Here is a 21,547-nt window from a genome sequence, read left to right as displayed (position 1 = left end):
TCAACCACGCGCCGCTCAACTTCGACCTCTGCCTGCTGGACGTGTGGAGCACCCTCGCGCACGGCGGCCGGGTCGTCCTGGTCGACCCCGACCAGGGCGTCAACGGACGCCATCTGCTCGACCTGCTGGTCACCGCCGAGGTGCACGTCGTCCAGGCCGTGCCGATGCTGTACGGGCTGCTCATCGACGCCGCCCGGCGCGCCGGGACCGTCCTGCCCGCCGTACGGCACGCCCTGTTCACCGGGGACGCGGTGCCCGACCGCACCTTCGCCGAGCTGCCCCGGCTGTTCCCGGGCGCCCGCCTGTACAACGTCTACGGGTGCACCGAGACCAACGACAGCTTCGTGCACGAGGTGGACACCAGCGCCACCGCGTTCCCGCCGGTCCCCATCGGCGTACCGCTGCCCGGCGTCGAGGCCCTGGTCCTCGACGAGCGCGGCGCCGCGGTCGAGGGGCCCGGCACCGGCGAGCTGTACGTGTCCACCCCGTTCCAGGCGCCCGGCTACCTCGACACCGGCCGCCACCAGGGCAAGTTCATCCGCCACCCGCTCGGCCTCGACGACCGCGCCTGGTTCCGCACCGGCGACCTGGTGCGCCGCGACGCCGACGGCCGGGTGCACCTGACCGGGCGCAGCGACTTCCAGGTCAAGGTGCGCGGGGTCGCCGTCAACACCGCCGAGATCGAGCAGGTGCTGATGCGCCACCCGGCCGTCCTGGAGGCGGGCGTCGCCGCCCGGCCCGACCCGCTCACCGGCAAGAAGCTCGTCGCCGGGGTGCGCAGGGCGCCCGGCAGCGGCCTGAACAGCCTCCAGCTCAAGGAGCACTGCGCACGCAGCCTGCCCAAGGCGGCCGTGCCCACGGTCCTGCGGATCGTGGACGAGCCGCTGCCCAAGACCTCCACAGGAAAGGTCGACCGCAACGCGCTCGACCGACCCCAGCAGTTGACCCCAGCCGAAGGAAGGACGTCATGAGCAACACCGAAACGATCAAGAAGTTCGTCATCGAGGAGTTCCTCCCCGACCTGGACGCGACGCAGCTGGCGGACGACCACGACCTGCTGTCGGACGGCGTCATCGACAGCCTCGGCGTCCTCAAGCTGATCGCCTGGGTCGAGGACCACTTCCAGCTGGCCGTCGGCGACGCCGACCTGGACCCCAACAACTTCCGCAGCGTCGCCGCGATCGACCAGTTCATCGCCGACGCCCGCCAGGGGGTGGCCAGCTAACCATGCATGACGCGCTCACCGGACTGCTCGCGCAGCGACCGGTGGCCGAGCGCGAGACCTGGCGTTCACTGTGGGACCAGCTCGGCGACGGCACGCTCGGAAAGGAGCAGGCCGTCGCCCTGCTGGCCTCCCTGACCACCCGGCTCCCCGGCCCCGAAACCCTGCGCGCCTTCCTCGACTCGCTCCTGGAGCGGCGCTCCGCCGCCCCCGCCGGCCAGTGGACCGGCACCGTCAACGTCGTCGGCACCGGCGGCGGACCCTCCACCTTCAACATCTCCACGGCGTCGGCCTTCGTCGCCGCCGCCAGCGGCGTTCCCGTCGTCAAGACGGGCTCGCGCGCCTACACCTCGTCCCTGGGCTCGGTGGACCTCCTGGAGCGCCTCGGGGTGCGCCTGACGGCCTCGTACGACCAGACCGAGCGCACCCTGGAGGAGTACGGCATCGCGTTCGCCGGACCCTTCGTCTACCCGGCCCAGCTCGCCCGGCTCGCCCGTACGGTCGCGCCGCTGAGCATGAAGCCGTTCGGCAGGTTCCTCAACGCGCTGGGGCCGTTCCTGGCGGACCTGCCCGTGACCGCCCAGGTCACCGGTGTCTCGCACACCATGCCGCTGGCCGAACTCCGCGATCTGGCGCGGTCGGTGACGACCCGTCGGATCTGGCTGACCAGCAACGACGCGGGCGCCGACGAACTGCTCGGCTTCGCCACCAACACCGTGCACACCCCCGAGGGCGAACTGCGCCTCAAGCCGGGCGACCTGGTCGCCGCCGACGGAGGCTTCGACGACCTGCGGCCGGTCACCCCGGCCACCGCCGTCGACCACTTCCTGGACGTCCTGTCCGGCGACGGCTCGCCCACCGCCACCCGCACCGTCTGCCTCAACGCGGCCGCGCTCGCGGTCGCCGCCGGGCACCGGCCCGACTGGTACACCGCGCTGGCCACCGTGGAGAAGGCGGTCAGCACGGGCGCCGCCCGCGAGCTCGCCGAGCGGCTGCGCGCCGCCCGCCGGGTCACCGCCCCGCGCACGGCGGTGGCCCATGGCTGAGTTCTTCGCGGACCCGCCGGAGCACGGCGGACCCGGCCTGGCGTTCTTCCTGAACGCGGGCGACCCGCCGCCCGAGGTCCTGGAGGACCTCGTGCTGATGCTGGACGAGGAGGGCGTGGACTGCCTGGAGCTGGCCGTGCCCTTCCCGGACTCGGTCACCGACGGGCCGGTCATCCGGCGCTCGGCGTCCCGCGCCCTGGAGCGCGGCACCGACCTGGACTCCGTCCTCGACTTCGTCGCCCGGGTCCGCCCGCGGCTGCGGCGCACCCGGATCGCCCTGCTCGCGGACTGGAGCCACTCGCTCAAGCGCCGCGACCTGGCGGACGCGGCCCGCGACGTGGCCGCGTCCGGCGCCGACGGGCTGCTGGTGCACGCCCTGCCGCCGCGGCTGCGCGAGTCCTACTACGCGGCCACCGACGCGGCGGGCCTGCCCATCGTGACCACCTGCTACCAGAAGAGTCCCCCCGAGGTGCACGCCGAGGCCGCCGCGCGCGCCTCCGCGTACCTCTACCTCGTGGCCCACTACGGGCGCAGCGGTACCGCGCCGGCCGCCGGGCACGCCGCGCTGGCCGGCACCGTCGCCGCCCTGAAGGCCACCACGAACTCCCCGATCGCCATCGGCTTCGGGGTCAGGACCCGCGAGGACGTGGCAGCCGTCCACGCCTGCGGAGCCGATGCCGTGATCATCGGCTCCGCCGGGGTCGAGCGGATCGAGCACGCCCTCACCGAGGGGCTCGACCCGGTCACCGGCTTCCGCGCCTTCGTACGGTCCCTGCACCACAACGCACCAACCGATCAGGCACCAACCCACCCCGCAGAAGAGGGAGTTCACGCATGATCATCCGTGGCATCGACGAAGTGAAGACCGTCGAGTGGGGCAACGGCCTCAGCCGCCGGTTCCTGCTCGCCTCCGACGGCGTCGGCTACTCGCTGACCGACACGCTGGTCAGAGCGGGCACCAAGTCCCGCCTGGAGTACCGCAACCACCTGGAGGCGTGCTACTGCATCGCGGGCTCCGGCGAGGTCATCGAGCTGGACGGCACCTCGCACCCGATCACCCCGGGCGTGCTGTACGCGCTGGACCAGCACGACGCCCACTACCTCGTCGCCAGCCCGCACGAGGACCTGCGGCTCGTCTGCGTGTTCAGCCCCGCGCTCCAGGGCGACGAGGCCCACAGCCTCGACGAGCACACCTCCTCCGCGTACTGAAGCACCCGATGAAGGCGGTTCCCAGTGATCCGATGGAACACCGACCAGGTCGACCTGCGGGAAGGCCTGGCACGGTGGGGTGAGGCGCTCAGCGCCGACCACATAGAGGCGGACGAGCACGGCACGTTCTCCTGGGACAAGTGGAAGCTGATCCAGAAGACGGGCGTCCTCGCCCTCCCGTTCGAAGAGGAGTACGGCGGCCTCGGCCAGTCCCTCCTCACCACCATGTACGTCCTCGAAGGCCTGGGGGAGCACTGCCGCGACGCCGGCCTGAGCTTCTCGGTCACCACCACCCTGGCCAGCACCGGCATCCCGCTGACCCAGTTCGGCACCCCCGAACAGAAGGAGAGGTACCTGCCCCTGATCTGCTCCGGCGAGGCGATCGGCGCACACGCGATCACCGAGGCCGAGGGCGGGTCCGACGCGATGGCGATGACCACGCGCGCCCAGCGGGACGGCGACCACTTCGTCCTCACCGGCAGCAAGACGTTCGTCAGCAACGGCCCCGTCGCCGACGTGTTCGTGGTGTACGCGCGCACCCGCCCCGACGGCGGAGCGCTCGGGGTCACCGCGTTCCTGGTGGACCGGGACACCCCGGGGCTGACGATCGGCAAGCCCATCAAGAAGATGGGGCTGCGCACCTCCCCGTTGAGCGAGCTGTACTTCGACGGGTGCCGCATCCCCAAGGACCGGGTGCTCGGTCGCGTCGGCGGCGGCTTCATCGTCCTGGACCACGTGATGAAGCGGGAGATCCTCTTCTCCTTCATCGTCAACGTCGGGGAGATGCAGCACCGGCTGGAGCGGATCGTCGACTACGCGAGGACGCGCCAGTCCTTCGGGAAGCCGATCGGTGCGTACCAGTCCGTCGCCAACAAGATCGTCGACACCAAGATCGGACTGGAGACGGCACGGAAGTGGCTGTACGACACCGGGGAACGCCTCGCGGCCGGCGAGAACGTCACCACGGACCTGGCCATCGCCAAGCTGATCACCAGCGAGTCCAACGTCAAGAGCAGCCTGGCCGCCGTGCAGATCTTCGGCGGACACGGCTACATGAGCGAGTACGGCCTGGAGCAGGACGTGCGCAACGCGGTGGGCGGCACGATCTACTCCGGCAGCAACGAGATCCAGTACAACCGCATCGCCTCGATGCTGGGACTGGGCAAGTGACGACGGCACCCGCACCGGTGCTCAAGGTCTGCGGGGCCACCGCCCCGCACGACGTCGAGGTCCTGGCGGCCGCCGGGGCCGACCGTGTCGGTCTGTGGCACGGCGTACCCGGCGGCCCCGCCGACCTGCCGGAGCGCGAGCTGGCCGCCCTCGCGGCGGCCGCCCGCGCCACCGGCGCCCTCGAACCCGTCCTGGTCACCTTCCTCAGCGATCCCGAGGCCCTCGCGGCGGTGGCGCGCCGCGCGGGGATCGCCCACATCCAGCTGCACGCCTACCAGCCGCCCGCGTTCGTCAAGGCACTGCGGGCCGCCCTGCCCGGGGCGCACCTGATCAAGGTGCTCCACGTGCGCGGCGGCCGGTGCCTGGAGCGCCCCCTGATCGGGGCGTACGAGAAGGCGGGCACCGATCTGTTCCTGCTCGACGCGACCACCGAGGACGGCCGGGTGGGCAGCACGGGAGTGCGCCTGACGGAGAGCCACGTCCTGGACCTGGCCGACCGCTTCACGCTCCCGTTCTGGCTGGCCGGCGGTCTGACCGCCGACAGCAGGCCCGAGTACGACGAGGTCGCACGCCACCCGCGCTACCGCGGGATCGACGTCGACACCGCGGCCCGCGACGGCCGCGGCAGCTTCAGCGCGGCCGCCGTGGCGGGCCTGGCCCGGGCCTGGGGGACCGCACGGTACGTACCGCACGCATGAAGGAGCACCCACCATGAGTTCCCGCTTCATCGAGGCCCTGCTCGGCGCCGAACGCCCCCTCGTCATGGAGGTCAAACGACGTGACGCGCACGGCATGGACCTCATCTCGGGACGCACGCCCGCCGACATCGTCACCTCGTACGAGGCGGCGGGCGCGCCCTGCATCTCGGTGGTCACAGGACGCTGGTTCGGCGGCACCCCCGAACTCCTGCGCGACGTGGCCCGACTCACCCAACTACCCCTGCTCCGCAAGGACTTCATCACCCGACGGGACCAGCTCGCGGCCACCCGGGAACTCGGGGCGTCCGCGGTGCTGCTGACCGCGGCGCTGCTGCCGGCCTCCAGCATGCGCACGCTGGTGACGGCGGCGCTCAGCGAGGGGCTCACGCCCTTCGTGGAGGTCACCACGGAGGCCGAGCTGGCGGCGGTGCCGCACGCCGACGAGTGCGTGATCGCGGTCAACAACAAGGACATCAAGGCGCGCGAGCGCGACCCGGGGGACATCGGCCGCAGCCTGACGCTGCTGCCGGCGCTCCTGGAGACCGGGACGCCCTGCCCGGTCAGCGCGAGCGCCATCGACACCCCGGAGACGGCCGCGCTGCTGCTCTCCGCGGGCTACAAGGGCCTCCTGGTGGGCACGGCCCTGATGCGCGCGAGCGACCTGCGGGCCTGGCCGAAGGTGCCGGTGGCGTGAGCGTCCACGAGGTGGTCGTGCAGGCGGACGACGGAGTCCGCCTGTCCGGCCTGTACGCGTCCCCCGGAGGCACCCCGCGAGCCACGCTCGTCGCGATCCACGGCATGCGGATGCGCGCGGGCTACTTCCACGGCCGGGTCTCCCCGGACACCTCGCTGCTCACCCTGGCGCCGACCCTCGGGTACGCCGTCCTGGCCCTGGACCGCCCGGGCTACGGCCTGTCGGCAGGGGACCTGCCGAAGGGCCAGTCGCTCGCGGCCCAGTCCCTGACGATGCACGCCGCCCTGCGTTCCTTCGCCCGCTCCCACGACCTGGGCGCGGGCTACGCCCTGGTGGCCCACTCCTACGGCGGGATGCTCGCGGTCACGATGGCCGCGGACGACGCGGAGGACGCGCTCCTGTGCCTGGACGTCGCGGGCCTGGGCCACCACTACTCACCGGAGGCCTACGGCTTCCCCGACACCTTCGGCGCGGGCGCCTCCCGCCTGAACTGGGGACCGCTGCACCTCTACCCCCCGGGCACCTTCCGCGCGAGCCGCACCCTGATGACGCCCCTGCCCTGGACCGAGGAACACGACCCGGACGCCCCCTGGCCCCTGCGCTACCGCCACCTGGCCCCCCGCGTCCGCGTCCCCGTACGCCTCACCTTCGCGGAGCACGAACTCTGGTGGCAGACGCACGACGCGGCCCTGGCCCAGATGACCGGCTACCTCACGTCGTCCCCGCGGGTGGAAACGACCCGCGCCCCGGGAGCGGGCCACAACATCAGCCTGGGGTACGCGGCGCGGCCCTACCACCTGCGGGCGCTGGCGTTCGTGGAGGAGTGCGTGTCGGGGAGGGGGTGAGCGCACCACCCGTACGAGAACGGCGGCCCGGGACGACGTCCCGGGCCGCCGTCGTGCGTGCCCGCCGAGGACCGCCCCCGCCAAGGGCCCGTCCCGCCGCGGACCGCCCCGGACACGCCCGTGCCCCGGTCCCCGCCCCCTCCGGGCGGGGCCGGGGCATCCGGCCGTGGGGCTTCAGGGTCAGGCGACCACCCGGCTCACCAGCTGGTCGCGGATGCGGGTCGGGATGGCCGGGGCGAAGCGTTCCAGGTAGCTGCTCAGGTGGCGGTCCGCGCCCACCAGGAACGGCAGGTCGAAGACGAGCAGCCGGCGGACCGCGAGGAGGGGGACGGGGGAGCGCAGGGGTCTGAACTCCTCGTTCCACAGGCCCGGTTCCTCGCACACCGGATGGAACTGGCCGATCATCAGGCCGTCCGCGACGAACTCGTCCTTCGCGGCGCCCTGCAGCGCGTCCAGCTCCGCGGAGTCCGTCGGGTCCAGGGTCGGCAGGACCATGAGCAGGGTGAGCAGCTCGCGCTCCTCGGCGCTCAGGTCCACCGCCAGCTTCTCGTACCAGACCCTCAGGTGCGCCACCGCGTCGCCCAGGCCGCCGGTGGCGGACGGGACGGCGAGCAGGAACAGGTCCTTGCGCAGCGACGGCTGGGTGTACGGGCAGACCGGGCCCGTGCGCCCCAGCTCGGGGTGGCCGCTGACCAGGAACTCGCGGCTCCAGGAGAGGACTTGGCGCAGCGGTAAGAGGTCGGGGGCCGGGACGTCGTGGCCCGCCTCTATCTCCCGCGGCGTCCAGATCCGGAGCATCTCGTCGCCCCTCACCGCGGGTCCCTCCACAGCGGGCGCAGGGTCGGGCCGCCGTCGGGCAGCTCGATGCGCGGGCCCACCGGGACGTACCCGTTGCGCAGGCAGGAGGCCTCGCCGCCGGGCGAGCTGGCCTCCGTGTACAGCCCGTACCCCTCCGCGTCGGCACGGGCGGTGATCTGCTCCACCAGTGCGGTGAGCAGCCGGGCGCCGCGGGCCTCGGGGCGCACCGCGCCGAACGCCAGGTAGTAGTGCGGGCGGTCGGCGGGGTGGCGCTCGGCCTGGAGCGCCGAGATGGCCGCGAGGCGTTCGGCGTCCGGGCCGAGGACGGCCGCGAAGGCCTCCTCGTAGCGGGCGCCGTCGCGTTCGAGCTCCTCCCAGGCGCCGGGCGGCAGGTAGGTCAGGACGGCGTCGCGGGACGGGGTGGTGACCACCGCGTCGTACGCGTACGACATGTCGAGGAACACCCCGAAGAAGCCGGGCAGCAGTGCCGCCCTGCGCTCCTCGTCGGGGGTGATCCAGCGGGTGAGGGGATCGTCGTGGAACGCCTCGGCCAGCAGCCGGGCCAGGAGGCCGGCGTCGTCGCGCGACGCCGGAGCTCCCACGTCCGTCTCGGCCGGTGCGGGGTTCGGGGACAAGGTCTCTTCCTTCCGGGAGTCCAGCAGTACGGTGCCGGTGACCGGGCCCCTACCGGTCCGCCGCGGCCCGGGCCGCGAGTTGCTCGACCCGGGCGTGCAGCCGGTCGAGATGGAGCTCCGCCTCCGGCTTGATCAGGACACTGCGCATCACCCGTGCCGCGTCGGCGTCCCGGACCACGCCCGGGTGGCGCCGGGCGAACGCGTCCGCGTCCGCCCGCAGCACGCTCAGGAACACCGGGTCCTCGCTCGCGTACATCCCCGCGTGCAGCAGCCGCTCGCTCGCGGCGTCCACCGCCGAGAGCGACCAGGGCCGCGTCACCGGGACGTAGTTGACGATGTCGAGGTCGGGCCGCTGGTACAGCTCCAGCGACTCGGACCCGGCCAGCAGGTCGGCCCACCGCAGCGCCCCGCGGCGGCACGCGGCGAGGACCGCCCCGAAGCCGTCACGGGTCAGCGGGAGCAGTTGCAGCGTGAGCCACAGGCCGGCCGCGGCGGCGCCCGCCCGCGAGCACTCCAGGCTGATCTCGCCCAGGTGCACCTCGGCCCGTGTGAAGTAGGTGTACGGCGAGTCGTGGGCGAAGTGCCGCCCGGCGCGCGGGTCGTTGAAGAGCACCGCGCCGCAGCCGTAGGGCTGGAGCCCGTGCTTGTGCGGGTCCACGACCACCGAGTCGCACTCCGCGATGGCCCGCCACGGGCGCACGTCGATGCCCTCGGGCTCCTCGGAGCGGCCCAGCAGGGCGTAGAAGCCGCCGTACGCGGCGTCGACGTGGACGCGCGCCCTGTGGCGGCGGGCCAGCGGCAGCACCTCGTGCACCGGGTCGACCGCGCCGAGCCCGGTGGTGCCGGTGGTGACGACCACCGTGCCGACCCGGCCGGTGGCCAGCAGGGCCTCCAGCGCGTCGAGGTCCATCCGGCCGTGGCCGTCCACGGGCACCTTGTGGCCCTCCACGCCCAGCACGTGGCACATCCGCTCGTGGGTGTAGTGGCTCTCCGCGCTGTAGGCGACGCCCCGGTCCGGGTGCGTCTGGCGGGCCACGTACAGCGCTTCGAGGTTGGCCATGGTGCCGCTGGTGGTCAGGTGGCCCAGCGGCTCGGTCAGGCCGAACATGGCGCCGAGCGCGGTGATGCACTCGCGCTCCATCTCGGTGGTGGCAGGACCGCCCTCGGCGGCGTGGTTGTTGGGGTTGAACAGCATCGCGGTGACGTAGCCGACGACGGCCGCCGGGTGCGGCGGCTTCACCATCTGGCCCGCGTAACTCGGGTGGAAGAACGGGTAGTTGTCGTCGAGCCGCTTGGCGAAGCGTTCGAAGGCCGGGGCGAACGACGCGTCGTCGACCAGGTGCGAGGCGTGCGGTTCGAAGGGTCCGAACCGCGCGCCGAAACGCTCCATCACGTCCACGGCGCGAGGGAGCCACAATCGAAGATCCACGGGGTTGCCTTCCGGGGGGCGGCGCATCGGTCGTTGCAGGTATACGCGTCACCGCGCAAGGCCCTCGCAAGGCAAGCGCTCCCACGGCGCGGCCCCGCGCCGTCCGCTAAGCGGCCCGCCGCGCACCCCCGTCCGAGGTCATCGGGCACGCCGCGGACGGCCGCCCGCGTTCCGGATGTCCTCGCAGGTCAAAGGCGGGCAAAGGGTCCCCGTCGCTGGTCGCGGGCGCCCCGCGCACCCCGCGCGTCCCGGCCCCAGCGCCGCCCTAGCGCACCCTGCTGCACTCGCCACGCGCCCGCGCCCGCGAGGCGGCACTTCCAGCCACCCACCCTCCAGGAGGAGGACCCCTTGGTCACTCGACGCAGCCTGCTCGGCGCGGCCGTCGGCACCACCGGTGCCGGACTGTTCACCGCGGCCGCGCTCACCCCGCTGTTCACCGCCAGCGGCGCCCAGGCCGGCACCGGCGACCGCTCAGCGCTGGACATCGAGCGCTTCGCCGTCCCGCTCCCCCCGCTCCAGGTGCTCGCCCCCACGTCCACCTCCGGGGGCACCGACACGTACACCATGACCATGAGGCGCGTCCGCAAGGAGGTCATCCCGGGCTTCCAGACGGACGTCCTCACCTACAACGGCAGCTTCCCCGGGCCCACCATCAGGGCGAGATCCGGCCGACCGGTGGTGATCAAGCACCGCAACGCGCTGGAGAACCCCACCTCGGTGCACCTGCACGGCGCCTCCGTGCCGCCCAACCAGGACGGCGCGCCGATGGACACCTTCGGCCCGGGCGAGAGCCGCACCTACACCTACGCCAACAAGCAGCCGCACGCCTCCCTCTGGTACCACGACCACGCCCACCACAACGAGGCCGAGCACGTCTACCGCGGCCTGTCGGGCTCGTACCTGCTCAGCGACGACCACGAGCTCGCGCTGCCGCTCCCGGCCGGCCAGTACGAGATACCGATCGCGCTGCGCGACGCCCACTTCGACGAGGCGGGGCAGCTCGTCTACGTCATGGACGACGCCCTGGGGCGCACCACGCTGCTCGCCAACGGACGCCCCTACCCCTATCTGGAGGTCGCCGCCCGCAAGTACCGCTTCCGCTTCCTCAACTCCTCCAACATGCGCTTCTTCCGGCTGCGGCTGGCCGACGGCGGGGAGCTGGTGCAGATCGGCTCCGACGGCGGGCTGCTGCCCCGGCCGTTCCGCACGGACGCCGTGTGGCTCTCACCGGCCGAACGCGCCGACGTCGTCATCGACTTCTCGCGCTACCCGGTCGGCACGAAGATCGTCCTGGAGAACACCCTCGGCCCCGGCACCCCCGACCAGGTCGGCCAGGTGCTCCGCTTCGACGTGGTGCGCAAGGCCGCGGACCTCAGCACCGTCCCCTCGGTGCTGCGCTCGCTGCCGAGCCTGCCCAAGGCGTCCGTGACGCGCTCCATGGAACTGAAGATGAACGACGAGACGGGCGCGCCGGGCGCCCAGGGCCTGATCAACGGAAAGGTCTACGACCACGACCGGATCGACACCTCGGTGCGCTACGGCGCCAGCGAGATCTGGACCGTCACCAACCCCAACACCATCGTGCCGCACAACTTCCACATGCACCTGGTGCAGTTCAGGGTCCTGGAGCGCAACGGCAAGCAGCCGGACGGGTCCGAGGCGGGCCTCAAGGACACCGTCCGGCTGCTGCCGGGCGAGACGGTCAAGGTCCAGGCGACGTTCGACACCTACAAGGGCGTCTACGTGTACCACTGCCACCTGCTGGACCACTCCGCGATGGGCATGATGGCCCAGTTCAAGGTCGGCTAGCGCGGCCCCGGAGCGACAGGGCGGCCAGCAGCGCGATTCCGGCGAAGGCCGCCCCGGTCGCGAACCCCCCGGTCATCCCGCCGGAGTGCGTGGAGACCATCACCAGCGTCGCGAGGCCGATCGAACCTCCCACGGACTGCAGGGAGTTGAGGACGCTGGACGCCGCACCCGCCTCGCCGCCGCGCAACCCCGAGGTGGCGAGGACGGTGGGCGGCAGCACGCTGCACGCCATGCCCGCGCCGAGCAGGACCAGCGCGGGCAGCACCCCGAGGGCGTACGGCTCCGAGGCGTCCAGCGTCGCCAGCCACAGGTTGCCCGCCACCAGGAGCGCCGCGCCCGCCGCCATCAGCCTGCGCGGCCCCTGGGCGCGCTCCAGGCGCACCGCCAGGCCCGCGGTGACCGCCATCGTCACCGGCAGCGGCAGCAGCGCGCACGCGGTCGCCAGCGCCGACCAGCCGTGACCGCGCTGGAAGTACTGGTTGAGGAAGAAGTACGTACCGATCAGCGCGCCCGGCACCGCCAGCGTCCCCACGTACGCCAGCACCCGGTCGCGGTCCGCGAACAGCCGCGGCACCACGATCGGCTGCTCCGCCCGCCGCTCGACCCAGCCGAACACCACCAGCAGCGCCAGGCCCGCGAGCACGGAGCCCACCACCACCGGGTCGCTCCACGGCCGCTCGGCGGCCTGCGCGAGCCCGTACACCAGTGACGCCGCGCCCAGCGCCGAGACCAGCGCGCCCGCCAGGTCGAAGCGCCCGCGGCTGCGCGCGGTCTCGCGGATGGCCAGCGGCGCGAGCAGCAGGATCCCGATGCCCACCGGCACGTCCAGGTAGAGCACCCAGCGCCAGGAGCTGACCGAGGTCAGCGCGCCCGCGAGCAGCAGGCCGCCGGCGGTCGAGACGGCGCCCACGGCCGTGCACACGGCGATGGCGCGCTTGCGAGGGGCCCCCTCGGCGAACATGCTCAGCACCAGCGCCAGACCGCTCGGCGCGGCCAGCGCCGCGCCCACGCCCTGCACGGCGCGCACCGCGATCAGGAACTCCGCGCTCGTGGCGAAGCCGCGCAGCGCCGCGGCGGCCGTGAACAGGCCGACCCCGGCCAGGAACACCTTGCGGCGGCCCAGGATGTCACCGGCCCGCCCGCCGAGCAGCAGCAGGCCGCCGAAGGTGAGCAGATAGGCGTTGATGACCCAGGCCGCGCCCATCGGGGACAGCGAAAGACCCTCGCGCAGGCCGGGCAGCGCGATGTTCACGATCGGGTCGTCGAGCTGGATCATCGCGTTGCAGGCGGCGATGACGCCCAGGGCCAGGGCGGGCCGGGCCTTGGGCGCCGCCCCGGCCTTCGGTACGAGGGTGGGTGCCGCCACCTGTGCGGACATGCGCGGGCCTCCTTGGCACGGGGGCGTCCGGACGGGGTGTCCGGACGGGTGCGCCCGGACAGGGGTGCCCGGACCTCCGGACCGTCTCAGCGCCCGCTCAAGGTGGCGTCGAGGGCCGCTCGCGCACCCGCCGTGCCGCGGTCGGGGAAACGCCCTGACCAGGGCGGTGCCCCAGCCGCGCTCAAGCCCTGCTCAAGGGCCGCCCCAGAGGCTGTCCAGGGGCCTGGCCCGCAGGGCCGCGCCCTGCCTACGCTCTTCAACGCTCGCGCGCGTCGGCTCCCGCATCAAACGACCAGAGTGAGGACCCCGATGACTGCCAATCCGTACAACCCGTACGGTCCCCCCAACCCCTACGCGCCGGGTCCGCCGCAGCCGGTCACGCCCCCGCCCAACAAGTGGGTCGGCCCGCTGCTCGTGATCTCGACGATCACCGTGGGCCTGATGGCCGGCCTCTTCTTCACCTTCGACGTCTCGATCATGCCGGGCCTGGCCAAGACGAACGACCGCGTCTACGTCGAGGCGATGCAGAACTTCAACGCCCTGATCGACGGCAGCGGCCTGTTCGCCCTGGTGTTCATCGGCGCGCTGCTCGCCACCGGCGCCGCCGCCTTCATCGAGTACAAGCGCGGCCGTCGCGGCGCGGCGCTGTGGGCCGGCGTCGCCGCGGCGCTCTACCTGATCGCCCTGCTGGTCACGTTCTCGGTCAACATCCCGCTGAACACCCAGCTGGCCGACCTCGGCAACCCGGCCAAGATCCACGACTTCTCGCTCGTCGACAAGTTCAAGGGCGTCTGGGAGACCACCAACATCATGCGCACGCTGCTGTGCACGGTGGCCCTGGGCTGCCTGGCCCACGCCATCAAGCTGCACGGCCGCGGCACCGCGGCGCCGTTCCCCTCGCACTGAGGCGCGGCCCGCACACCAGAGCGGCGGAGGACCCGGCGGTGTCGAACACCCGCCGGGCCCTCCGCTCCACCACGAGGGGCCCGGGCCCCGCGCGGGCGGTCTACCCCGCCCCGTGGGCCACCAGGGCCCAGCACAGGAACGCCATCGCCAGGCTGCACAGCGCGGCCCGCACCACGTTCCAGCGCACCCACGTCGCCTCGAACCGCACCCGCACTGCACCGGGCTGGGCGATCCGGGAGGGCGGTCCGGCCGCCTCCAGCTCGTTGTTGAGCGGGATGTTCGCCCGGTTGGTCACGCTCATCGCGCCCAGGTAGGTCACCAGCGCCGCGATCGCGGGCACCAGGACCTTCCCGTTGCCGTCACCGGCGAACTGCAGGCCCACCGCGATCCCGGTGAACAGGAACGCCCCGATGTAGCCCAGCACGAACCACCCGTTGAGGATGGCCCGGTTGATGCGCTGCATCACGTCGATGAACGTGCGGTCGTCGCTGCCCTTCAGGGCGAGCATCACGGAGCAGGCGAACCCGTAGAACAGCCCGCTGACGAGCCCCGTCGTGAGGGTCGCCGCCACCAGCGCGGCCAGTCGTGCGGTCTCCAACGTCATCATCCCTTCGGCGCCGGCCGCGACCCCGGTCCGGGGTCCGACACATGGCGGTAGTCGTCGAGTCCGGGGTGCCGCCGCGGAATCTCCGTGGCGATGTACCGGGCCGGAACGTCGTGGAAGCTGCCGTGCTGCGCGACGTACGAGAAGAACGCGGCACCGCGCCGGTCCACGGGCGGCAGCAGCGCCGCGGACCGCCCGTCGAAGTCGACGGGATCCACGCCGAGCCGCGCGCACAGCTCGGCGTGGAACATGGGGGTGGCCTTGACCCAGTGGTCGTGCAGCCACAGTTCGGCGTAGCCGTGCCAGGCGAAGACGTTCGTGCCCATCGCCGCGCGCAGCCGCCGCCCGCTGTAGTGGTGGTTGACCACGTCCGCGTAGCCCGTGCGCGCGGGGATCCCGGAGGCCCGGCACAGCGCCGCCAGCAGCGCGGCCTTGCTCACGCAGAAGCCGTGGCCCTCGGCGAGCACGTCACTGGCGCGGTACGTCGACAGGTCGCGCAGGTACGCGCCCATCGAGGCGTCGCGCCCCGGGGGCACCGAGCAGTAGCCGATGCCGTCGCGCACCTCGCGGTACAGCGCCACGGCCTTCTCCGCGCCCTCCGCGCCCGGTGCCACCCGCGCGGCGGCGGCGATGACGGCCGGGTGGTCGCTGTCCACGAAGGCGCCGGGGGACAGGAAGCGGCGCACCCGCGCGGGCAGCCGGGCGGCGGTGCGGGTCAGCGGGGACATCGGACCTCCTCGGGCCGCGCGGTGACCTCGAGCACGGCGAGCGTGCAGTTGTAGCCGCCGCCCAGGCCCGCGACCAGGACCCGGTCGCCCGGTTCCAGGGCGCCGGTGCCCACCAGGTGGTCGAGCGCCGCGAACTGGTCGGTGCAGCCCGCGTGGCCGACCTCGCGGGCGTACGACCAGGTGCTGCGGTCGATGTCGATGCCCAGCGGGTCCAGGCACTGCTCGTACAGCGCCTCGCGGCCCAGCGCGGGCGTCGCCGCGTGCCGGATGTCGGCGGCGGTCAGCCCGGCCTCGGCGAAGGCCCGCTCGCCGGCGCGCGCCATCAGGTCCGCCATCCGCCGCTTGGCCTCGTCGAGGCCGTCGTCCAGCTCGTCGGAGAACTCCATGACCCGGTCGAAGAAGCCGATCGGGTAGCCGTCCTGGGGGTCTGCCGAGAACGGCATCGCGCCGCGCTGCATGCCCTCCAGGACGGTGTCGGCCACCGTGACGGTGCAGACCACCCGGGCGAACCCGTCCCCCCGGGCGAGCACCGCGGCGCTCGCCCCGTCACCGAACACGAAGACCGGCGGGGCCGCGCCCCAGCGGTCCCAGGCGCCCTCGCCGAAGCGGTCGGACGCGGTGATCAGCGCGGCCGAGCCGGGCGCGCCGGTGGTGAGCCAGCGGCAGGCCAACTCCATCGAGCCGACGGCCGAGTTGGACAGCTGGTGCACCTCGAAGGAGACGCCGTGGCCGTCCAGGACGTGCCGCTGCACGTAGGAGGCGGCGTTCCAGCCGGGCAGCCCGTTGGAGGTGGCCACGCCGTGCAGCAGCAGCGAGAAGCGGTCGGCGGTCAGGCCCGAGCGCTCGACGGCGCGCAGTCCGGCGCGGATCGCCATCGCGGGCTGCGTGTCGGCCGCGTCGTCCACGACGGCGACCCGCCGCTGCCCGGTCTGGCGCTGGAACTCGCGGGTGTAGCGGCCGTCGGCGACCGCCTCGTCGACCGGTACGGTCTTGGGGTGCCAGGCCCCGGTGCCCGCGAGGTGGATGTCGTCATGCAGCATCGGTCCGGGTCCTCTCCGTGGAGTCGGTGGAGTCCGTGGATTCCTCTGACGGCTTGAGCAGCTGGGCAAGGAAGCCGGCCACGGCGGAGGCCGTCGGGTGCTTCCAGACGAGGGTGGCGGGCAGGGACAGGCGCAGCCTGCGCTCCAGGCCCCGGCGCACGACCTGGGTCATCACGGAGTCCAGGCCCAGTTCGGTCAGTGGCCGGTGGACGTCCAACCGCTCGGCGGGGATGCCCAGTTCGGCCTGGATCTGCTTGCCGACCTCGGCGAGCAGCAGGGTGCGCAGCGCGTCCGGGTCGAGCCCGGCGAGCTGCCCGGCCACGTCGTCGTCCTCGGCGGCCTCGTCCTCGGCGCCCTCGGGCGCGGCCAGTTCGCGTAGTACGGGCAGCGAGGTGCGGCCCACCACCGGCAGGACGGCGACGTACTCCTCGCCGTACCGGGAGGCGTGCTCCCAGGCCCGCAGCGCGTCCTCGGTGCGCACGTCGCCGACGCCCCGGTCGGCCAGCTCGGCGTCGACGAAGGCGCTCACCGCCATGCCCGCGCCGCGCCAGGAGGTCCACGCCCAGCTGGTGACCGCCGTGTCGCCGAGGGCCCGGCGGCGGCGCGCGAGGGCGTCCAGGGCGGCGTTGGCGGCGGCGTAGGAGCTCTGGCCCATCAGGCCGAGCTGGAAGCCGACCGAGGAGAACAGGGCCAGGAAGTCCAGGCTGCCCGGCGGGTAGAGGGCGTCCAGGACCAGCGCGCCGTCGGCCTTGGGCCGCAGGACCCTGGCCAGCGACTCCTCGTCCAGGTCGACGAGGGTGCGGTCGTCCAGGACGCCGGCCGCGTGCACGACCCCGGCGACCGGCGGCAGGCCCAGGGCGTCCGTGTCCAGCGCGGCGGCCGCCGCCTGGTGGTCGGCGATGTCGAAGGCGAGGGTGCGCACGGTGACCCCGAGGGCCTCCAGGCGGCGCACCGCCTCGATCCGGCCGCGTACCGCCTCGTCCGGCTCGGCGTCCCAACTGCCGCGCGGGGGAAGGGCGGTGCGCCCGGTGAGCAGCAGGCGCCGGGCCCCGCGCGCGGCGAGCCAGCCGGCCACTTCCAGGCCCAGCGCGCCCAGGCCGCCGGTGACCAGGTACGTGCGGTCGGCGCGGCACACCAGCGGTTCGCCCGGGGCCTCCTCGCCCGGCGCGCCTTCGGCCAGCGGCACCAGCCGCGCGGCCCGCGTCCCTCCGGCTCCGAGCCGGTAACCGTCCTGCTCCGGCGCCGACTTCAGCAGTACGGGAAGCAGCGCCGGGTCCGCGTCCGCGTCCAGGTCCACCGCGCGGGCGTGCAGCTCGGGGTGCTCGCCCGCGATCACGCGGACCGTCCCCCACAGCGCCCCCTGGGCCACGGCCCCGGGCCCGTCGGCCGCCCAGGCGCCCCGGGTGAGCGCCCACAGCCGGGGCGGCAGCGACCCGCAGGCCCGCAGCAGCAGCTGGGCGGTGGCCGCGAGCCGCCAGGCGGAGGTGTGCGCGGTGGCGGCGGGGAGGACCACGACGGCGTCGCCCTGGCCGAGTTCGTCGACCAGTTCGTCCAGGTCCCCCGGCTCCGGCGCGCTCAGGACGCGCAGCCCGGCGCCCCTGAGCGCACCGGCCAGGTCCTCGGGGGCCTCGCCGACCAGGGCCACGGCGCGCAGCCGGGCCCTGGCGTCGGCGGCGGGCTCCACGGGCAGCCAGCGCAGCGCGTGGGCGAGCCGGTGTGGTGGCACGGCCGGGTCCGCCGCGCCGTCCAGGGTGGCGAACCGCAGCCCGCCGAGCCCGCCGAGGACCTTTCCTTCGGCGTCGGTGAGCAGCACGTCGGAGCTGCCGTCCTCGCCCAGGTGCACGTGCACGGTCACCGTGTCGGGCAGCTCCTCGGGCACCCGTACGCCCTCCACCGCCGTCGGCATGCGCAGCGCCCCGTCGTCGGGGAAGGCCAGCGGCACGATCGAGAACACCGCGTCGAGCAGCGAGGCCCGTCCGGTGGCGTGCCGCACCCGGGACACCAGGCGGCCGCGGTCGCGGGCCAGCGAGGCGATCTCCCACGGGTAGCCCACGTCCGCGACGCCGACCGCGCGCAGGCGCTCGCCCACCGCGCCGGTGTCCAGCGCGGACAGGACGCTCACCGGGGGCCGCTCGGCGGGCGCGAGGGCCCGGCCGAGGACGGCGGAGGTGTGCGTGGTCCAGGCGGTGTCGCCGTCGGCGTCGAGGCGGCGGCTGGCCAGGGTCAGCTCGTCGTCGCGGCGCACCACGTGCACCTCGTGCTCCCCGGTGATCGCCACCGGCATCCGCAGGCGCACGTCGGTGAGCTCGTCGCGTCCGGCCGCCGCGAGGAAGGTGTGCACCAGGGCGGCGGCGGGGACGACCTCGACGCCGTGGATGGGGTGCGAGCCGGGGTAGGGGCGGCTCGCGCGGTCGAGCCGGGTGCGCCAGAGGCGGGGCGAGGGCGCGCCCGCCGGGCTGAGCTCGGCGCCGAGCAGGGTGCCGCTCTCCGGGTCGTGTCCGGCGAAGCCGGGGCCGGGGGCGGAGGAGGTGCGCCAGTAGCGGGCGTGCTGCCAGGCACGTCGCGGAAGTGCGGTCAACTCGGCGTCCGGAAGCGCGAGTTCAGGCGCGACGCCGTGGCAGTGCAGGGCGCCGAGGGCGGCCAGCAGCGAGAGCCGTTCGGGGCGCTCGCGGCGCAGGGTGCCCAGCGCCAGCGCGTCCGGGGCGCACTCACCGACGGAGTACGTGACCACCGGGTGCCCGGAGAGCTCCAGGAAGACCCGGTGGCCGTCCTCGCGGGCGGCGGCGACGGCCGCGTCCAGGCGGACCGGGTTGCGCAGGTTGGCCGCCCAGTAGCGGCCGTCGCGCGGCACGTCCGAGCGCGGGTCGGCCAGTGCGGTGGAGTAGAGCGGCACCTCGGGGGAGTGCAGCTCCAGGCCCTCGAAGGCGGCGGCCAGCTCGTCGGTGAGCGGATCCATCTGCGGGCTGTGGAACGCCACGTCCGAGGCGACCCGGCGCACCATCGCGTCCGCCGCCGCGAACCGGGCGCAGGCCGCGTCGACCGCGTCCGGGGCGCCGGAGACGACCGTGGACAGGGGAGAGGCGGCGATCGCGGCCACCACCCCGTCGAGCCCGTCCAGTTGCTCCTCCACCGTCGCGAAGGGGAGCGCCACCATGGCCATCGCACCGTCCCCGACGACGCGGCGCAGCAGCCGCGAGCGGCGGCAGATCAGCCGGGCCGCGTCCGCCAGGCCCAGCGCCCCGGCGCTCACGGCCGCCGCGATCTCGCCCACCGAGTGGCCGATCACGGCGGCGGGCCGCAGGCCGCGCGAGCGCAGCACCGCGTCCAGGCCCGCCTGCACCACGAAGATCATGGGCTGGACGACGTCGGTCGCGGTCAGCGGTCCCCGGTCGATGACCTCGCGCGGCGAGATCCCCAGCTCCGCGCGGAAGACCGGCTCGACCAGGTCGACGACGGCCGCGAACGCGGGTTCCTGGGCGAGGAGTTCGCGCCCCATGCCCTCCCACTGGGAGCCGTGCCCGGAGAACAGCCAGACCGGTCCCGGCCCGGCGTCCGGGAGCACCCGTCCGGTCACGGCGGCGGGCGAGGACTCGTCCTCGGCCAGCGCCCGCAGCGCGGCGACCGCGTCCCGGGCGTCGTCGGCGACCGCGGCGCCCCGGTACGTACCGTGGCCGCGCCGTGCGAACAACGTGTGGGCCACGTCGGCGAGTTCGGTGTCCGGGTGCTCGTCGAGGTGCCCGGCCAGCGCGGCGGCCTGGGCGCGCACGTCGTCCGGGGAGGCGCCGGAGACGGTCAGCAGATGGGGTCCCCCGGCGGGCGCGTGGTGCCGCGCAGGGCGCTCGGGGGCCTGCTCCAGGACGACGTGGCCGACGGTCCCGCCGTAGCCGAACCCGGAGACCCCGGCGCGGCGCACCGGGTGCGCGGCGGGCCAGGGGACGGGCGCCACGGGCACGTCCAGGCCCGAAGCGGCCCAGTCCACCAGGGGGTTGAGCTCGGTGACGTTGGCGGTGGGCGGGATCACGCCGTGCTCCAGGGCGAGTACGGCCTTGATCACCCCGGCGACCCCGGCGCCCGCCTCCAGGTGCCCGATGTTGGCCTTGGCGGAGCCGATGAGACAGGGCTCGCCGGGAGGCCGTCCGGCCCCGAACACCCGGGCCAGCGCGCTGACTTCGACCGGGTCGCCGAGCCGGGTGCCGGTGCCGTGCGCCTCGACGAAGCCGACCGTGGCCGGGGCGACGCCCGCCTGCGCCAGGGCCGCCCGCACCACCTGCTCCTGGGCCGCGTCGCTGGGCGCCATGATGCCGTTCGTACGGCCGTCCTGGCGCAGGGCGCTGCCACGGATCACCGCGCGCACCGGGTCGCCGTCGCGCACCGCGTCCGCGAGGCGCTTGAGGACCAGGACGCCGACGCCCTCGCCGCGCCCGTAGCCGTCGGCGGAGGCGTCGAAGGACTTGGAGCGCCCGTCGGGGGAGGTGGCCCCGGCCGCGTCGAGGACCAGGGAAAGGCCGGGGCCCGCGACCAGCTGGACGCCGCCGGCGAGCGCGACGCCGCACTCGCCGCCGCGCAGGCTCTGGCAGGCCAGGTGCAGCGCGGCCAGCGAGGAGGAGCAGGCGGTGTCGACGACCAGGCTGGGGCCGCGCAGGTCCAGGACGTAGCTGAGCCGGTTGGCGACCGCGCACAGCGAGGCGCCGATCCCGGACCACGCCTCGACGGCGGGCAGGTCCTCCAGCATCTGGCGGCCGTAGTCGTCCGAGCCCACGCCCATGAAGACGCCCGCGTCGGAGCCGGCGAGCGCGTGCGGGGAGATGCCCGCGTCCTCCAGCGCCTCCCACCCGGCCTCCAGGGCCAACCGCTGCTGCGGGTCGATGAGTTCGGCCTCGCGCGGCGTCACGCCGAAGAACTCGGCGTCGAAGGCGGCGGCGTCATCCAGGAACGCGCCCCGCCGGGGCGCGCCGCGCAGGGCGGCCGGAGGGTAGGCCGCCCACCGCTCCTCGGGGATGTCGCCGACCGCCTCACGGCCCGCGACCAGGAACTCCCAGTACGCCGCCGGGGTGTCGATCCCGCCGGGGAAGCGGCAGCCGATCCCGACGACCGCGATGGGTTCGGCGGTCCGCGCCGCTGGTGCCTGCTCGTGCTGCGATTGCTGCGTCACTGTCTGCGGCCTCCGGCGTGAGAAACGTGCGGCGAAGCGTGCGGGGGTACGGGGACTGGGGGCGTGGGATGGCAACGGCCCGCGGCATCAGGGTCAAGCAAAGCGGGCGGGGAGCAAGCGGGGTGCAACACGGGCGTGGAGAGGGCGGGTTGCGCGCCCGTTGCGGCACGGCGCCCACGATGCG

Annotated in this window: 19 protein-coding genes; 11 read left to right on the top strand and 8 right to left on the bottom strand. The window is 74.1% G+C overall.

Going from position 1 to position 21,547, the window contains the following annotated elements:
* The 9 genes from ABT160_RS36825 to ABT160_RS36785 all read left to right on the top strand — a co-directional run.
* On the top strand, positions 1–971 hold a 971-nt coding region (locus ABT160_RS36825; protein WP_351652445.1), incomplete at its 5' end, for an AMP-binding protein.
* Positions 968–1,225: a phosphopantetheine-binding protein gene (locus tag ABT160_RS36820; RefSeq protein ID WP_351652443.1), complete on the top strand. Its 258-nt coding sequence runs from the start codon at positions 968–970 to the stop codon at positions 1,223–1,225. The genes ABT160_RS36825 and ABT160_RS36820, both read left to right, overlap by 4 nt.
* 2 nt (positions 1,226–1,227) lie before the next feature.
* Positions 1,228–2,268: an anthranilate phosphoribosyltransferase gene (locus ABT160_RS36815; RefSeq protein WP_351652441.1), complete on the top strand. Its 1,041-nt coding sequence runs from the start codon at positions 1,228–1,230 to the stop codon at positions 2,266–2,268.
* On the top strand, positions 2,261–3,106 hold the full coding sequence (trpA, locus tag ABT160_RS36810; RefSeq protein WP_351652439.1) for a tryptophan synthase subunit alpha: 846 nt from the start codon (positions 2,261–2,263) through the stop codon (positions 3,104–3,106). The genes ABT160_RS36815 and trpA overlap by 8 nt, the downstream gene beginning before the upstream one ends.
* Complete coding sequence (locus ABT160_RS36805; protein WP_351652437.1) at positions 3,103–3,477, top strand: ectoine synthase; 375 nt, start codon at positions 3,103–3,105, stop codon at positions 3,475–3,477. Before trpA ends, ABT160_RS36805 begins: the two co-directional genes overlap by 4 nt.
* Before the next feature lie 24 nt (positions 3,478–3,501).
* Entirely contained in the window at positions 3,502–4,647 is a 1,146-nt protein-coding gene (locus ABT160_RS36800) for an acyl-CoA dehydrogenase family protein (protein ID WP_351652435.1), read from the top strand.
* Entirely contained in the window at positions 4,644–5,345 is a 702-nt protein-coding gene (locus tag ABT160_RS36795) for a phosphoribosylanthranilate isomerase (protein WP_351652433.1), read from the top strand. Before ABT160_RS36800 ends, ABT160_RS36795 begins: the two co-directional genes overlap by 4 nt.
* Before the next feature lie 13 nt (positions 5,346–5,358).
* A complete protein-coding gene (locus tag ABT160_RS36790; protein ID WP_351652431.1) occupies positions 5,359–6,039 on the top strand; it encodes an indole-3-glycerol-phosphate synthase in 681 nt (226 codons plus the stop codon).
* Positions 6,036–6,884 (top strand): alpha/beta hydrolase, encoded by an 849-nt coding sequence (locus tag ABT160_RS36785; protein WP_351652429.1) that lies wholly within the window; start codon positions 6,036–6,038, stop codon positions 6,882–6,884. The genes ABT160_RS36790 and ABT160_RS36785 overlap by 4 nt, the downstream gene beginning before the upstream one ends.
* 180 nt (positions 6,885–7,064) lie before the next feature.
* Here the strand turns inward: ABT160_RS36785 and ABT160_RS36780 are convergent, their stop codons facing one another.
* Genes ABT160_RS36780 through ABT160_RS36770 form a run of 3 tightly spaced genes read right to left on the bottom strand, consistent with a single transcriptional unit; the run spans position 7,065 to position 9,746 of the window.
* Complete coding sequence (locus ABT160_RS36780; protein WP_351652427.1) at positions 7,065–7,697, bottom strand: DUF6875 domain-containing protein; 633 nt, start codon at positions 7,695–7,697, stop codon at positions 7,065–7,067.
* Positions 7,694–8,317, bottom strand: coding sequence for a GNAT family N-acetyltransferase (locus ABT160_RS36775; RefSeq protein WP_351652425.1), 624 nt, complete (start codon positions 8,315–8,317; stop codon positions 7,694–7,696). Before ABT160_RS36775 ends, ABT160_RS36780 begins: the two co-directional genes overlap by 4 nt.
* A 49-nt stretch (positions 8,318–8,366) precedes the next feature.
* The gene (locus ABT160_RS36770; RefSeq protein WP_351652423.1) at positions 8,367–9,746 is read right to left on the bottom strand and encodes a pyridoxal phosphate-dependent decarboxylase family protein; all 1,380 of its coding nucleotides are present in this window, start codon (positions 9,744–9,746) and stop codon (positions 8,367–8,369) included.
* 348 nt (positions 9,747–10,094) lie between these two features.
* On the opposite strand from ABT160_RS36770, the gene ABT160_RS36765 reads away from it, so the two are divergent.
* A complete protein-coding gene (locus tag ABT160_RS36765; RefSeq protein WP_351652421.1) occupies positions 10,095–11,555 on the top strand; it encodes a multicopper oxidase family protein in 1,461 nt (486 codons plus the stop codon).
* On the opposite strand, the gene ABT160_RS36760 is transcribed toward ABT160_RS36765, so the two are convergent.
* Positions 11,542–12,933, bottom strand: a complete 1,392-nt coding sequence (locus ABT160_RS36760) for an MFS transporter (RefSeq protein WP_351652419.1) — start codon at positions 12,931–12,933, stop codon at positions 11,542–11,544. The genes ABT160_RS36765 and ABT160_RS36760 overlap by 14 nt on opposite strands.
* Before the next feature lie 309 nt (positions 12,934–13,242).
* On the opposite strand from ABT160_RS36760, the gene ABT160_RS36755 reads away from it, so the two are divergent.
* Positions 13,243–13,839 carry an anthrone oxygenase family protein gene (locus ABT160_RS36755; protein ID WP_351652417.1) on the top strand — a complete coding sequence of 199 codons (597 nt, stop codon included), beginning with the start codon at positions 13,243–13,245 and terminating at the stop codon, positions 13,837–13,839.
* Positions 13,840–13,939: 100 nt separating this feature from the next.
* Here the strand turns inward: ABT160_RS36755 and ABT160_RS36750 are convergent, their stop codons facing one another.
* From ABT160_RS36750 to ABT160_RS36735, 4 genes are read right to left on the bottom strand one after another with little or no spacing between them, the layout of a single operon-like run.
* The gene (locus ABT160_RS36750; protein WP_502984369.1) at positions 13,940–14,443 is read right to left on the bottom strand and encodes an anthrone oxygenase family protein; all 504 of its coding nucleotides are present in this window, start codon (positions 14,441–14,443) and stop codon (positions 13,940–13,942) included.
* Positions 14,443–15,171: a transglutaminase-like domain-containing protein gene (locus ABT160_RS36745; protein WP_351652413.1), complete on the bottom strand. Its 729-nt coding sequence runs from the start codon at positions 15,169–15,171 to the stop codon at positions 14,443–14,445. The genes ABT160_RS36750 and ABT160_RS36745 overlap by 1 nt, the downstream gene beginning before the upstream one ends.
* Positions 15,159–16,211, bottom strand: a complete 1,053-nt coding sequence (locus ABT160_RS36740) for a ketoacyl-ACP synthase III family protein (protein ID WP_351652411.1) — start codon at positions 16,209–16,211, stop codon at positions 15,159–15,161. The genes ABT160_RS36745 and ABT160_RS36740 overlap by 13 nt, the downstream gene beginning before the upstream one ends.
* Positions 16,201–21,363: a type I polyketide synthase gene (locus ABT160_RS36735; RefSeq protein WP_351652410.1), complete on the bottom strand. Its 5,163-nt coding sequence runs from the start codon at positions 21,361–21,363 to the stop codon at positions 16,201–16,203. The genes ABT160_RS36740 and ABT160_RS36735 overlap by 11 nt, the downstream gene beginning before the upstream one ends.
* Positions 21,364–21,547 lie beyond the last annotated feature (184 nt).

This window comes from Streptomyces sp. NPDC001941 (assembly GCF_040296945.1).
GTDB lineage: Bacteria > Actinomycetota > Actinomycetes > Streptomycetales > Streptomycetaceae > Streptomyces.
Note: the sequence above shows the minus strand (reverse complement) of the source record. Positions and strands in the feature narration are given on the sequence as shown.

What these genes read in the sequence shown, in the direction of transcription:
- ABT160_RS36820 (WP_351652443.1), top strand. Translation starts at nt 968, where the DNA reads ATGAGCAACACCGAAACGATCAAGAAGTTCGTCATCGAGGAGTTCCTC.
- ABT160_RS36815 (WP_351652441.1), top strand. Translation starts at nt 1,228, where the DNA reads ATGCATGACGCGCTCACCGGACTGCTCGCGCAGCGACCGGTGGCCGAG.
- trpA (WP_351652439.1), top strand. Translation starts at nt 2,261, where the DNA reads ATGGCTGAGTTCTTCGCGGACCCGCCGGAGCACGGCGGACCCGGCCTG.
- ABT160_RS36805 (WP_351652437.1), top strand. Translation starts at nt 3,103, where the DNA reads ATGATCATCCGTGGCATCGACGAAGTGAAGACCGTCGAGTGGGGCAAC.
- ABT160_RS36790 (WP_351652431.1), top strand. Translation starts at nt 5,359, where the DNA reads ATGAGTTCCCGCTTCATCGAGGCCCTGCTCGGCGCCGAACGCCCCCTC.
- ABT160_RS36760 (WP_351652419.1), bottom strand. Translation starts at nt 12,933, where the DNA reads ATGTCCGCACAGGTGGCGGCACCCACCCTCGTACCGAAGGCCGGGGCG.
- ABT160_RS36755 (WP_351652417.1), top strand. Translation starts at nt 13,243, where the DNA reads ATGACTGCCAATCCGTACAACCCGTACGGTCCCCCCAACCCCTACGCG.
- ABT160_RS36750 (WP_502984369.1), bottom strand. Translation starts at nt 14,443, where the DNA reads ATGACGTTGGAGACCGCACGACTGGCCGCGCTGGTGGCGGCGACCCTC.
- ABT160_RS36745 (WP_351652413.1), bottom strand. Translation starts at nt 15,171, where the DNA reads ATGTCCCCGCTGACCCGCACCGCCGCCCGGCTGCCCGCGCGGGTGCGC.
- ABT160_RS36740 (WP_351652411.1), bottom strand. Translation starts at nt 16,211, where the DNA reads ATGCTGCATGACGACATCCACCTCGCGGGCACCGGGGCCTGGCACCCC.